The sequence below is a fragment of the Streptomyces sp. PL-25 genome, from assembly GCF_058344915.1.
In genome coordinates, this window is record NZ_CP136997.1 from 292,052 (window position 1) to 306,845 (window position 14,794).

At 73.4% G+C, this 14,794-nt stretch carries 2 protein-coding genes; both read right to left on the reverse strand.

The window, feature by feature from the left end:
- Positions 1 to 42 precede the first annotated feature (42 nt).
- Positions 43 to 1,263 carry a hypothetical protein gene (locus tag R4Z62_RS01270; protein WP_491518881.1) on the reverse strand — a complete coding sequence of 407 codons (1,221 nt, stop codon included), beginning with the start codon at positions 1,261 to 1,263 and terminating at the stop codon, positions 43 to 45.
- A 214-nt stretch (positions 1,264 to 1,477) separates the two neighbouring features.
- Complete coding sequence (locus R4Z62_RS01275) at positions 1,478 to 14,776, reverse strand: WXG100-like domain-containing protein (protein ID WP_491518882.1); 13,299 nt, start codon at positions 14,774 to 14,776, stop codon at positions 1,478 to 1,480.
- Positions 14,777 to 14,794 lie beyond the last annotated feature (18 nt).

Sequence of the window (14,794 nt, forward strand, 5' to 3'; positions counted from 1 at the left end):
GGGCGGCCGCGCGGGGCACCGCCCGGGGCCGCCGGGTCCCGGTCAGGCACCGCACTCGGCGCGGACGGCGTCCACCGCGTGGTGCGCGTCCGTGGAACCCTTGGAGTTCCAGTCCTTGCCGCGGTCGTGCAGCTTCACCGCGAGGACTCCGCCGGTGATCTTCACGGACGGCAGGGCCACCCACTGACCGCGGTGGGGGACCTGGTCGACTTCGGCGCGGGACAACACCGCGGCACTCCCGCTCGACCCGTTGTGCAGGGTGTAGTACGACGGATCGCCGCCCACGTGCCGGATGTCGCCGTCGGCCGGGACGTACACGCTCACATGGCAGGTGCCCTGGGTGACACCGCCGGTCCGGAACACCCACAGGGCGCTGTTGACGCTGTCGCCTGAGTCGCCGCTCATCGGGAGCGAACGGAAGCGCCCGGAGCAGCCGTTGCCCGCGTACCCCCCGGTGTGGGTGGTCCATTCATCGTCGTCGTTGGCGGCCTTGGAGGCGCCGTACTCGGTGTAGGAGGCGCCCGTGGAGGAGCAGTGCGGGCCGCCGTAGCCCGAGTACGCCGCCGTGGCCTTGTACGCGGTGTCGGGCTGCTTGTCCTGCTGGGCCGGGAGGCGGGGCTGCCCGCCCGTGCCGCCACCCTTCGCGGTGTCCGTGCCGGACTTCCCCGCCGCCCCGGCGCCGGACGGTTCGCCGCCGCCGCTCCCGTCGGCCACGGCACCGGACGGGGACACGGCACCGTCCGGCACCACCCCGGCCGGCACGGTGCCACCGGACGCCGTGCCTCCCGCCGGGGCGCGGCCGGGCGCGGTGGACCGGGAGCCGCCGGGCGTGCCCGGCTTGCCCTGCGGGGCCTCGGCGCTCGGCACGAACCCGTCCGGCGACCGGCCGGGACCCGAATACCCGGCGGCGCGTTCGGACGTGGCGGCGCCGCCGCCGTCGTCCCTGCTCGCGGCGCCGATGACGAACGGTGCCGCGAGCAGCACCACTCCCCCGAGCGCCGCGGCGGCGACCATGGGCCGGGAGATCCGGGAGGGCGGTGTGCCGTCGCCCCCGGTCCCGGTCCCGTCCCCGGCTGTGTCCGTGCGGGCGGCACCGCGCAGCCAGGAGAGCCGGGGGGCCGACGCGGCGGCCGTGGCGGTGGCGGTGGCAGAGGCGGCCGTGCCGGTGCCGGGCTCGGGCTTGGCCCCGGAACCGGATTCGGGCTCGGGCTCGGCGAGGGATGCGGACGATGACGGGGATGAGGACGCGGACGCGGTGCGCACGCGAGGGGTGTCGCCCGCTCCCGAGGCCGCCGCGGGCGGTTCCGGAACCGCCTTCGCGCCCGGTTGCGGCTCCGGCTTCGGTTCCGGCTTCGCCCCGGGGGCCGCTTCCGTGGTCGTCTCCGTGCCGATCACGCCGTTGCGTATCTTCGCCGCCGGCCGCGTCCGCGGGGCCGCGGGCTCCCCGGGCCCCGTCCTGCCGTCGTCCCCCGCCGGGCTACCGGTCTCCGTGGCCGCCATCGCTCAGGTACTCCTTCGTGGTGTGGTCCGTGCTGTGGTCGTGCTCGCCGTGTTCGAGTGCGTCCTGAAGCCGCACCGGTGTGGGGGCTCGGCCGCTTCCCGGGGTGCCGCCCGGCACGTCGTCGGGTGCGGTGAGCCGGTGCACGCAATGCTGGGCGTAGAGGTTGCGTGCGCGCAAGATCAGGAGCGGGTCGTACTTCCCCGAGGCGAACAGCGCCCGGAAGTCCGCGAGGGCCTCGCGCGGCTGCTCGCCCTCGGCCTCGGCCTGCGCCGCGATCCGCCGCATCTCCCGCACGAGGGAGTCCGGGACACCGTGACCGGGGTCGCCGTGCAGGAGGTACGCGTCGATGTTCGCCAGGTCCTCGTCCGCGAAGCCCTTGGGACGGGAGACGGGTCGGTCGTCGCGCAGAAGGTGCTTGGCCGTCTTGTCGGCGCTGTGCCATGCGGCGTGCTTCTGCCCGCCCCTGCGTTCGTCCACGGTGTGGGCCAGCTTGTGGTGCTGTCCCGAGCGGGTGGGTGAGTGGCTGACGGTGAGGCGTTCGTAGCCGGGTGCCGTGCCGCCCGCCGTGGTGAGGCCCGGCGTCCGGACGTCCTGGTGCCAGGCTTCCATGCGCAGGCCGCCGAGTTCGCTGTGCGGTTCCTCCAGGTACCGCACCGGGAAGCCCATGAGGGCCATGGCCTCCAGGTTGCCGCTGCGGAAGCCCAGGTGACGGGTGTCGAAGTGGCGGTGGAGGTAGTCGAAGAGCTGGAACTGCCCGGTCCGGGTGTCGCCCCGCCACTCGGACACCCCGCCGTCCTTCCAGAACTCGGTGAGGTCGACGACCTTCGCCCCGAACCCCTTCGGCGGGTGCTTGTCCTCGGTGCCGGGCAGCACTCCGTCGTTGAAGTAGTCGGCCAGGGCACGGTACTTGGCATGCCGGTCGGCTGCCGAGCCGGGCCCGGAGTCGCCGACGACGAGGACGGCGTCGAGGCCGCCGAGACCGGCGACGATCTGGGCCATGCCGACATAGCTGGTGTCGTGCTCGATGTGCACCTCGCCGTTCTTGCCGCTGAACCGCGACCACAGCACCGCGACCTTGGCGCCGTCGGGCAGCCGGAGCTGCTTGGCCTCGCTCAGCCACTGCCCGATCGCCGTGTCCCGGACCGGGTCGGGGCCGACGTGCCACGCCGTGCGGATGTCGTCGCGGAGCTGCGGGGTGAACTGGGCGCCGATCTTCTTGGTGGCGTCGCCCACGCCCAGGAGGTGTTTGCGCGTCTGTGACTTCGAGGGCACCGCCGCGCCCCGCTCCTGGAGCTTCTTCCCGTACTGCGCCATCGTCTCGGACGCCTTGACGACGTGCACGCGGCCGTCCAGTTGCGGCGATTCCGCGTAGAAGGCGGCGACCTTCGCCGCGAGGTGCTTGTCCTGCTCCGACTCGTAGGTCACGTACACCTGGAGGTTGTGGTCGGCGACGAGCGCCGCCGCGATGCCGAACTGGTCGCCCGTGGCGTAGTGCGGCTGCTTGATGACGTACGGCAGCGGGTCCTGCGCCGGTCCGCCCTGCCCGCCGGAGCCGAAGGACGGGCCCTGCGTGGTGTGCTGCGGTGCCGGGGCCCCGGAGAGGATGTCGTAGACGTCGGCGGCGACGTCGTCCATCTCCACGTCCTCGTCGATCTCCACGTCCTCGTCGATCTCCAACGCGTCCAGACCGGCGACGAGTTCGTCGAAGAGGGCGTCGGTGGTGTGCACACGGTCCTGGCCCATGAGGTTGAGCGGGCCCGCGTTGCTGCCCGCGAACAGCGCGGACAGGTAGTCGGAGGGGAGCGCCTGCTCGTTGCCGTGGCGGTCGAGGGCCTGGAAGGTGATGTCGACCAGCGACGCGGTCACCGGGACGCCGAGGGTGACCGCCAGGGTCTCCGCCGGTGAGATGGTGCGGGCGTTGCGGGATCCCGCCTGGCACACGATCAGGCGGATGTCGAAGTTCTTCACCGTGCGCCGGTCGCCGTGGCCGAGCAACTGGCCCAGTTCGTCCGCCGCCTCCTTGCCGCTGAGCAACTGGTGGTCGTGGCCGATGACATAGAGGGTGCCGCCCTCCTTGAGGTTGCCGAGCCCGGGAGCCCGGCCCTCGCTCCTGAGGGCGCCGACCAGGAAGCCCGTCTCCGGGTAGGTGTACGGCTTGCGGATCTGGACGACGGCGTCCGTGGCCGGGTCGACCGGCAGGTTGACGCGGGGCGGGTGCGGGGGCGGCATGATGAGCGGCAGCGGGCCCTCGCCCGACGTCCGCCAGGCGGCGACCAGGTGCTGGGCCGTCTCGATCGGGGCGGAGAGCCACTGGTCGAGCGTGCCCTGGTGCCGGTGCTGGAGGTAGGCGGCCAGGTGCTGCCACTCGCCGCTCGCGACGCCCAGGTGGGTGGTGCGGCGGATCAGTTCGACCAGCCGGCCGGGGTCGGTGCTCTGCAGGACGTACAGCGCCAGTTCGTGCAGGTGGTCGGAGACCATGTCCCCGGAGGCGCCGGACTGGATCAGGTCGGCGACGGCGGCGAGTTCGTGCTCGGGCAGGTGCATCAGCGCGGCGAAGTGGCCGACCGGCAGCGGGCCGTACCCGGTGGAGCCGCCGGCGGGTGTGTCCTCGGCGAGGCTGTGCGTGTGGAATCCGGGCCGCGGGGCCGGGGACATGCCCGTGTAGTGCCGGTCGTCCAGGAAGACGTGCACGCGGGTCGCGGTCGGCGGATGGCTGTGGCCGAGCACTTCGGAGGGGCGGCCGGGGTGGTGGATCTCCACCTGGAGACCGAAGGCGTCGGCGAGCAGCGGCAGGAACGCCTCGCCGTGGCCCTCCTCGGAGTTCCAGTCGGCGTCCCAGTTCCGTACGGCCCCGCTGATCGCGTCGAGCAGGGCGTCCCCGGTGCCGAAGGTGTCGAAGAGGGTCGTGGCGGCGTCGGGGTGTCTGGACAGCAGATCGACCAGACCGGCGGCGCCGAGGGTGCCGAGGTGGTCGCCGACCCGGTCGCGTACGTGCTCGACGAGCTCGCGCAGCACCGGGTCGTACGTGCCGTGGCCGTGTGCCCCGGCGAAGGCGGCGCGGAGCCGGGCGGGGTCGGCGAGCAGGTCCCGGGCCTGCGGGGTGAGGTCCGGCAGGGCCCGCAGCACGGCGTCCGGCGCGCTGACGAGGACGGAGCTGATCTGGCAGTAGCCGTCGAGGGGGACGGGGTGCCGCTGGAGAAGGGGGCCCGCGGGCGGCTGCTCTTCCTCAGGTGTCGCGTGCGGGAGTTCCTGCTGTGTCGCCGGCGGCTCGGCCTGGGGGCGAGGCGGGGTCAGGGGGCGGTACAGGCCGTTCTCCAGGAGTACGGTCAGTTCGTCGGCGTGCGTGCTTCCGCTGTTCTCGGGCAGCGGGTCGCCGCCGGGGGTGAAGGTGTGGCGGCGGCCCTCGCTGAGGACGGTCACCGGGCGGTCGAGGAGGACGGCGGCGAGGGCCGGGAAGAGGTCGGCCGCGGCGTGCGCGCGGCGCTGGGCGGTCTCGGTGGCGAGGTCGCGGGCGGCCTGGACCCGGGCGAGGCCGAGCCGTCGGTGGGGCGGCAGGACGGAGGCGTGCTCTGGGGTGGGCACACCTTCCGACATGGGGACGATGTGCAGGTCCCGGTACTCGCGGCCCGCTTGGGAGTCGTCGGTGACGAGATGGCCGAGCCCGGCCTGTTCGATCTCGGTGTCGGTGAAGACGTCGGTCACGTCGGGGTGGTAGGCGGCCAGGATCTCGGCGAGCCGGGCCGCGCGGCGGTCCGGGTGCGGTCCGCCGGGCGGCGTGCCGTGGATCCGCGTGTCCCGGAACACTCGCAGCACCTCGTCGCGGAGGGCGGCGGCGCGGGCGTCGGTGGGGTCGCCGAGCGCCTGCGCCAGGGCGTGGAAGAGGCCGTTGCCGTCGCTGCGGGCGGGGCCGGCCTGCCAGGTCGTGCCGTCCAGGGTGACGCCGGAGACCTCGCCCATGTCGTCCAGGACGAGCGCGTAGTCGTCCGGGAGCTTCGGCGTCTTCTCGGGTGCGGTGAACACCGGCGGGGCGGGCAGCGGGCCCTGGACGCCGTCCTGGCCGCGGGCGTGCGCGAAGTGGGTGAGGGTGAGGGCGGCCGCCAGGACCTGTTCGTAGGTGGCTCGGGCCGCCTCGAACTGCTCCTTGAGTCCCTGGAGTTCGGCGCCCTCGGTCTCCTTCAGCTCCTGGAGTTCCGGTGCTCGGGCGTCGTCGTGGCGGACCCGTACGGCGAGGTCGGTGAAGGGGCGGCGGGCGTCGTCGTAGGCGGTGGAGGCGGCCTTGAACGCGTCCTCCGCGCCGGTGACGGCGTCCCATGCCTCGGAGACCTCGGGCGGGAAGGTGTCGTCGGTGAGGATGCCGAGGGCGCGGGCCTTGTCCTCGCTGATCCACATCTCGACGCGGATCTCGGTGGCGCCCGTCTGCGGTCCGGCGGGCGCGGAGAGCCCGAGGCGGCGGGCGAGGGAGCTGTCCTTCACGTCGCGGTGGACGGCGGCGTGCGCGAGGACGGTGGCGGGGACCGAGACCAGTACGGCGCGGCCGGTGTGCGGCTTGTCGTTGCGGCGGCTCTGGTCGGCCTCGGTGTCGACGTGCGTCAGGTTGGCGCTGCGGCCCGCGCCGGTCTGCGGCTGGAGGCTTCCGGTGTGGGTGCCACTGCCGCTCCCGGTGTCGCCCTTCACGGTGAACGGCAGTCCCGCGGTCACGTTCAGACCGCGGTCGCCGCCGCGCGCGGTGTCGTGGGAGAGGCCGCCGCCCCTGAGGTTCTCCAGGCGCACCTTGTCGCTGACCCGCAGGATCTGGGCGTTGCCGTGCCGGATGAGCATGTGCAGGGTGAGGGAGCCCTCGGAGCCGCCGACGAGGCTGTCCTCGAAGAGTCCGGGTATGAGGTGTCCGCCGGGCCGCAGGGCGCTCGAGTCGCTGAGCGCGCCCGCCAGGGCGATCGCGTTGGTGCCGGTGGTGAGCGCGTGCGCGGCCGCCGTGCCGGGGTGGACGAGTCCGCTGCGGCCGCCTCCGCCGGCCAGGGTCAGGAGCTGCCGGGCGAGCTGCCGCACCTGTTCGGCGCCGTGCACGCCCTTGATGTGGATGCCGTCGCCCGGGGTCAGCTCCGGGTGGTTGGCGCGGTCCTCGTGGGTGAGGTGGGCGTGCAGGGCGGCGGGGTCGGACAGGCCGGGGTACAGGGTGACGGCCGCCGACGGCTTCTCCGGTTCGAACGTCGCTCCGGGCGGGTCGAGCAGGATCATCGGGGCGTAGTCGGTCTGCTTCCCGGCCCGCCACGACACGGGCCCGGCGGTGCCGTCCGGTCCGGTGAGCAGGCTGTGTCCGTCGGTGTCGACGAGGTCGACCTCGATGTGCACGTCCGACTCGACCGAGACGATGCCGCCGGACACCGCCGTGAGGTGGGTGACCACGCTCGTCACGGAGGAGGTCGTGGAGCTGGAGGCGGAGCGGGTGGCGGAGGCGGGGCCGAGGTTCCCGCCGACCGTCAGCGGGTCGTGCTCGGCGCGTTCGGAGCCCGGCAGGCCGAGGGCGTTGCCGCGGGTCTTCGACACGCCGGTGTCCACGGTGGTGTTGACGGTGTGGGTGCTCTCGATGTCGCCGAAGCCGGTGAACTCCACCACCTTGGGCGCGCGGCGCTCGTGGCGGATCCGCATCTCGACGTTCTTCCCGCCGAGCCGCATCCCGCGGCTGAGGTTGAGCCGTCCGGCGCGCCCGCGGGCCACCGCGTCGACGCCCGCCTGGAGCGCCGACCGCACGGCCTGCTGGGACAGGAGTGTGTGCAGGGTCTGCACGCCGGTCTCGCCGACGCCCCGCTGCTCGATCTGGTGCAGCAGGTCGTCGAGCACCTGGAAGGCGTCCCCGCCGCCGGAGGACTGTGTCCCGCCGAGCGGGTAGAGGCCGATGGCGTCGTCGACGGTCCACCGGGGCACGGCCCAGGCGCCCTTGCCGTGTCCTGTGCCTTCCGGGGCCGGTCCGGTGGTGTTCCCCAGTCCCGGGTAGGGGCCCAGGGTGTCGTCCACGATGCCCAGGCGGTGTGCCTCCCGTGCCGTCAGCAGGCCCTTGAACGCGCCGGGGGCGTGGACGAGCCGCCCGGCGGTCGTCGCGCCCGGACGCAGTGCCTTCAGGACGGCTCCGAGGATGCCGGCCGGATGCCCGGACGCCTCGACGCGGAAGTCGCTGTCGCCGGTGACGAGCAGGAAGTACCCGGTGTTCTGCACCAGGTTGGTCTCCCGGGACACGCTGCGGCCGGTGCCCCGGGTGTGCGACGTGGTGTGCTGGAGGAGGGTGGCGGTGAACGGGTAGCCGCCCAGGGAGGGGCCGCCGGGTCCGTCCTGGGTCAGGACGGGGTTGAGTCCGGCCGTCACGGCGTGGGTGCTGGTGGCCGACGTGCTCCCCGAGACGGTGACCTCCATGCCGATGTTCTGCTCGGGCTCGAAGTGCAGGGTGAGGCTCGCGGGCCGCAGGTCGCCGCGCCGGGCGCTGATGCGCAGGGTGCCCTCGAAGCCCAGGAACCAGCGCAGCGACCGCAGGCCCGTGAGCAGGATGCCGCCGGGCGAGTACAGCTGGTCGGCCTGCGCGGACAGGACGAGGTCGCTGAGCAGCCGTGCCGCGCGCTCGTGGTGCGGGCCGCCGGGCAGGGACAGCTCGCGCCGCCGGCCGCCCGCCGCGTGGTCGACGGCCGCGGTGAAGGCGGTGACGAGTTCCGCGGGCGGGTGGACCTTCACGGTGAGCAGGGGTGTCGCGGACAGCGGGTCCGGTGTCGTCGCCGGTGGCGGGCCGAGCGGGTCGGCCTCGGCCGGGTCCAGCACGGTGACGAGGGCTTGGTGCGGCGGACCGGGCTCGCCGGTCTTCAGCGGTACGTCGGGCAGCAGTTGCTCGGAGAACGCGATGTCCGCGGTGAACGGCAGGCGCAGGGGCGCCGGTCCGCCCAGCGGCCGTACGGGGGTCACCGGGTGGACCAGGCCGAGGGTGAGCGCGTGGGGCAGCGGGGTCAGGCCGATGTATCCGGCGAGCGTGCCGCGGATGACACCGGTGAGCGCGAAATGGTGCGCGCCGCCCTGGGTGGCGATCATCTGCTCGCGGCTCGCGGTGCCGCCGGAGCGCGTCGAGCGGACGCCGCCGCGGTCGTACCGGTACGCCAGGGACAGCGACAGGTCGTGGGAGCCCGCTTTGAAGCCGAGGCGGCCCTCCACGCCCGCGCTGAGGCCCCGCGCGAGGTCCTGGCCGCCGTCGTGGCGTACGGTGCCGGGTCTGCTGTGCCGCAGCATGTGCTGGTGGTTGGTGCCCAGGTACCGGGGCGCGGCGGTCAGGTCGGCGTGCAGGGTGAGCACGAACATCTTCTCGCGGAGCGCGCCGCGTCCGAACAGCGGGATGCGCAGCCCGCGGTGGTGCAGTTCGTCCAGGACGGACGCCAGCCGGTCGGGGCGCAGCGCCCGGATGATGTTGCGGGTGTTCTCGGCGGCCCGTTCGAGGGCGTGTCCGGGCCGGTACCAGGGTGTCGACGGGTTCTGCGCGAGGTGTTCGCGCGTGAGGACCATGACGAACGGGCCCAGTTCCTGAGCGACCAGGTCGAGGACCTGGTCGGTGAGGGCGTAGGGATCGTCCCGGCCGGTGCCCAGGGTGAGGGTCTGCACCTTGGCGAGGGACAGGTCCACGTGCTGCCGGTCGGGGGTGAGCAGCGGGGCGAGCGAGGGTTCGTTGCGTCCGACGCGCAGTCCTTCGCGGGTGTCGTAGCCGCGCAGCGCCCACAGGTCCCGGACGGGGCGCCGCACCAGCGCCCAGGTGTGCACCTCGCGGGTGTGTCCGCCGGGCAGTTCCACCGGGAAGGTGAGTTCCTGGACGCCGAGGACGGTGAGGCTGTTCTTGGTGCGGTTGACGTGCTTGCTGCCGGAGGCCCCGCCCAGGTTGGTGAGGTGGGTGGTGGACCTGTCCAGGCCGCCGGTGACGCCGGCCTGTCCGTAGACGAGCTGACCGCCCGCGCGGGCACCGAGGAAGCCGGTGACGGCGGCGGTGTTCTGCGTGGTCGCGCCGATCTCGTTCTTCATCGTGAACTGGTCGGTGACGCGGATCTCGTGCGTGGTGGAGACGCCGACCAGGTGGAAGGTGCCGAGGGTGCCCCGGCCGACCTGGATGCCGTGCCGCGGGTCGAGTCCTCCGGTGAGCAGTTCGCCCGCGTGCTCGGTGAAGTGGCGTACGGACAGGTGGTCCAGGACGCTCTGGAAGTCGGGGTGGGGCGGGGCCAGTCGAAGGTGCTGCGCGGCCCACAGACCGAGGTCGCCGAGGCCGCCGAGGCCCTCCACGTGGACATCGCCCAGCGGCGCGTCCGGCAGCGGGGTGAAGGAGCGCGGGACCCGCTGGTCCAGGGTCGGCTGCTGTTCCGAGGACTCCGGCGCGCGCACCAGCAGGCCGTTCTCCACGCCGAGGCCGACGGTGAGCGGTGCCTTCGGGGTGTTCTGCGGGCCGCGTACGGGCGCGAGGGGTTCGCCGTGCACCTCCACCTTGAAGTGGACGTGGCTGACGAAGAAGTGCGCGTCCTCGGCGGAACGTGTCTCGCGCTGGTTGAGGTACTGGTCGGTGGTGGTGTGCTTGCGTCCGTCGGTGGTGCGGTACGCGCCGGTGACCTGGACGGCGGGGCCGACCGGGGAGCCCGTGAGGCCGAGCGGGACGGCGGCCGAACGGCTCGCGCTCTCCGCGGTGGTGAGCCCGCCGGTGTGCTGGGTGCGGTGCACGGTGTCGAACTTGTACGGGGACTTCTTGCCGAGGTCGGGCAGGAGCGTCCAGTGGCCGACCTCCGGCGAGAGGATCGCGCTCACCGTCACCGGGCGCGCGGCGCCCACCGCGTCGAAGTGGGCGACCATCGTCTTGCCCTCGCCGATGAAGCTCTGCGGCTCGTTCAGCAGGGCGTCGGCCAGTCCCGGTATACGGGTGCCGAGGGTGGGCAGCCCGGTCCGCCGGGCGAGTTCGGTGTCGAGGGCGGTGTGCACGGCGGTGGCGACGGTGCCGCCGGATTCGGGGTCGACGAACTGGAGCCACACGTGTCCCGCGGTCGCCCCGCCGCCGGTGAAGCCGGTGGAGGCGCTGCCGGACACACCGGTGGTGCCGGTGGTGCCGCTGGTGGCGGCGTTCCGGGTCGCGTACGCGGAGACGTCGTACAGCCAGGCGGGCGGGCTGGGCGCGCCCTCGGCCGTCGCGGTGGGCGGCCGCACGCTGGGGACGGGGAAGTTGGGGTTGTGCTTGGCCGGGGGGAGCCGGGTGTCGTCGGACGGCGGGCCGGACGGGGTGAGGGCGAGCGGGCCGGGGGCGCCGCCGGGCTCCTGGGTGTGCCGGGCGGCGTTCTCCGCGCCGCCGAGGTGCCGGGTGCCGGGGCCGCCGGGCCGGTGGGAGGTGCCGGGACCGCCGTGGCCGGTGGTGTCGGGCACGAAGCGTCTGCCGTGGGCGCTCTCCTCGGCGAGCCACGTGTGGACGTCGAGGTTCGGCAGGTGGCCGCGGGCCCACAGGTCGTAGAAGGACGCGAACCAGTCGTCGCGGGTGCGGCGGCCGAGGTGTTCGAGCTGGCCGGGTGCCAGGCCGCGGCCCCCGGCGGCCTCCTTGAACCCGGCCGCCCAGCGGTCCAGGCCGAGGGCCGCGTGCAGTTCGAAGGCCCACCGGCGGCCCAGCCCGGCCGTCAGTCCGGCGTGCGCGTCGTGCCACTGGCGGAGCGTCTCGTCCGTCGCCGTGGCCGTCCCGAGGGGGTGGTTGAACCGCTCGTCGAAGAGCTGGGTGACGGCGTCGGCGTGGGCGTGCGCGAACCGGTCCACGGCGTCCTCGGGCAGCGGCGTCCCGGGGCGCTCCTGCGCCCACTGCCCGGCGAACCGGCGGGCCTCGGCCTCCGCCTGCGCGTGCAGTGAGGCGTGGACGGTCTCCAGGGTCACCTGGTGGTGCACGGCCGCCGTGTCCAGGTCCCCGGCGAACGCGAGCGCCGTCCTCAGGTCGCCGCCGAAGCCCTGTTCGTGCCGGTCGACGCGGGTGTGCAGGGCGGTGCCCACCGTGTGCGCGGCGCGGTTGCGGGCGGCTGCCGGGGCGGGGCCGTGCGCGGGCAGGTGTGCCGTGAAGGCGGCCGCGAACGCCTCGCCCAGGGTGGTGAGTCCGGTACGCGGATCACGGGCGGCGGCCTCGGCCCGCTCCACGGCGAGGTGCGCGGCGTGCTCCTTGGCGAGCTGCTTCACCAGCCGTTCGGCGAGCGACCCGTGCTTCTCCTCGCGCACCGCGCGCCACTTGTCCAGCGTGACGGTGTCAGGGGTGCCCCGGCGGATCGCGGGCTCGCCGAAGGTGTCGTGCCAGTCGGCCTCGAACTCCAGGCCCCACTGGTGGAGCAGGTGTTCGCGCCGCGCGTCGGTCCGCGCCCGCTGCCCGGCGTCCTCCAGCTGTGCGGTCAGCCGGTCGAAGACCGTGTGGAAGTGGGTGTCCGCCATGCCTCGGTCGCGGGCCTGGCGGGCGGCGGCGTCGGTGAGGTCGTGCAGGGCCGGGAGGGCGGCGCTGAGCGCGCTCTTGACGGCGTGCTCGATCCGGTCGGGGCGGGGATGGGCCGAGGTCAGCTCCGCCTGGATCAGGCTCTCGGCGACCTCGCGCACCCGCTGGTCGATCACCTTGCGCAGTTGCTCCTCGGCGCGGGCCCTGCTGTCCGGATGGGCGGCGAAGATCTGCGCGGCGGCGGCCGGAGGGGCGGCCAGGACCGTGGTGACGGTGTGCTCGGTGATCTGACCGACGACGTTCTCGACCTGCTGGTGCAGCGCGTACGCGTCGTCGAGCGCGGCCATCGGGTTCTTCGCGACGGTCAGGTCGGGGACGGGGGTGCTCTCCGGGTCGTGCGCCGCCGTGATCCGCTCGTCGAGCGTGTCGCGCAGCCGCCGGAGGGTCTGCGGGTCGTCGACCCCGTGCTTGCGGCTCCACTCGTCCAGTACGGCGTCGAGGTTCCGGGTGCGCCGGTGCTCCTCGGCGTGGAGCTGCGCGTCGTCGAGGGCGGCGTCACGCTGCCGGGTCAGGTCGCTCTGCCGCTCGTGCCAGGTGCGTTCCCGCTCGGGGTCGTGAGGGGTGCCGTCGAGGTCGGGGGACGGGGAGTGGTGCGCGGGGGCGGCAGGTGGCACCGTCTGGGGTGAGGTGCTCTCGGTGAGCGGGCGCTGCTCCTGCGGGAGCGGGGCGGTGACCGGGTCGGGCTTCGGCTGCTCCCCGCTCGGGGAGGTCACGTGCGCGGGCGGATGCGTCGGGGCGGACGTCTGGGGTGTGGACGTCTGCGATGTGGGTGTCTGGGGTGTGGGTGTCTGGGGTGTGGACGTCTGCGATGTGGGTGTCTGGGGTGTGGGTGTCTGGGGTGTGGATGTCTGGGGTGTGGATGTCTGGGGTGTGGATGTCTGGGGTGTGGATGTCTGGGGTGTGGATGTCTGGGGTGTGGATGTCTGGGGTGTGGAAGCCGGGGACGTGGACGTCTGCGGCGTGGTCAGGGGCGGCGTGTCCGAGAAGGTCGTGACCGGTTTCGGGGCGCCCACCGGCGGGTTGGCGGGTGCGCTCGTGCCCGTCGAGGTGGAGACCGTGGCCGTCGTGGCGGTCGTAGCCGTCGCGGTGGTCGTAGCCGTCGTGGTCGTCGTAGCCGTCGTGGTCGCCGTGGTCGCCGCCGGGGTGCTCGTCTCCGGGCCCCGTGTGTTCACGGACACCGAAGCGGCCGGTACGGGAGCCGACTCGGTCGCGACATGTGTCGAGGCGGTCGGGACAGGCGTCGACGCGGTCGGGACAGGAGTCGAGGCGGTCGGCGCGGGCGCGGTGGTGAGCGGTGCGTCCGTCGTCGGTGCGGGTGTGTTCAGGAAGGCCAGCGGGCCCCGGTCCGGGCTGCTGAGCGTCGCGAGGTGCTGGCCGAACTTGGACACCCCCTCGCTGTCCTTGGCGAAGTAGTCGATCGCGGGGTGCACGAGGAAGTGGCGTCCGGCGTGCCCGATCCCGGTGGTCAGGAAGCCCGCGAGGAACGTGCCGCCGCTGGTGGTGAACGAGCCCTGGGTGATGAGGTTGAAGGCGCCCTCCGCGAGGTTCTGCGACGCGCCCTGCACGACCATGTCCGTGCCGTAGAGGCCCACCAGGAACCGCCAGTCGGGCTTCATGCCCGCCTTGGTCAGCAGCTCCGGTATCTCCTCGGCGAGCACCTTCACCGCCGTGGTGCCGAGCAGCTTGTCCGCGGTCAGCTCCGCCCCGGCCTTGCCGACCACCTCCTTGCCGAGGGTGTGGCGGACCTGCGCGCCGAAGGCGCCCGCCGACCCGGCGCCCGCCCACTCCTTGACCAGGTCCTTCGCCCAGAGCTGTCCGATGGTGCGGGCGGCCTCGCCCTCGGCCCCGGCGAAGCCGTGCTGGGCGAACAGCTTGCCGATCTTCGTGGTGAACTCGTCGGTGAACTTCTTGCCCGCGGCCTTGTTGAGCCCCTTGGCGAGATGGAAGTCGAGTGCGCCGAGGGTGTTGCCGAGGCTCTTCGCCAGCTTCTTCGCCGCCGCCTCGGCACCGGCCGAACCGGCCGTCTTGGCCAGCACCTCGCCGAGGCCGTGCTTGAGCACGGTGGTGAAGTCCTTGCCGATCAGACCGCCGAGCTTCATGCCCAGTTTGGCGCCCACCAGGCTCAGCGCCCCACCGATGACCCCCTGCACGGCGCCGTACTCCAGTGCCTGGAGCGTCAGTTCGCCGTCCCAGTGGTCGCGGTTGCCCTGCCCCATCTGGATGCCCTGGATGAGGGAGTCCATGGCGACACCGAGAGCGGCGCTCATCACCGTGTGCAGGGCGATGCTCTTGACCAGGCCCTGGATCATCTTGGGCACGAGCATGCTGACGATCGTCTCCAGCAGAGACGTCTCGGCGGCCACGGCCTCGCCCAGGAACGGCACCCACCACACCGCCGCCAGGAACAACAGCTCCGCGATCAGCTCGATGAGCTGGGCGAGGATCATCCACTTCGCGTACTCGGCGTCGGTCGCCGTCTCGCGCGCCGCCTTCGCCAGATTGCCGGCCTGCTCCTTCATGGCGGCCAGCGAGCTGGGGTCGCCGCCGCTGATCAGGGCGGCGTAGGCGGCGAACCGCGAGGCGGCCTCACCGGCGAAGTCGGCGTTGATGCGCCGCGCCAGTTCGTCGAGGGCCTGCTCGATGGCGTCGAAGTCCTGGGCCGTGGCCTCGTAGCGGACGGCCGCCTCGCGCAGCGCGTCCTCGTCGATGGACGGCCAGTCCATGCCGGTGAGGGCCTTCATCAGCTCCTGCGCCTGCGGGGACGGTGTCAGCACGCGCGGTGTCGCCTTTCC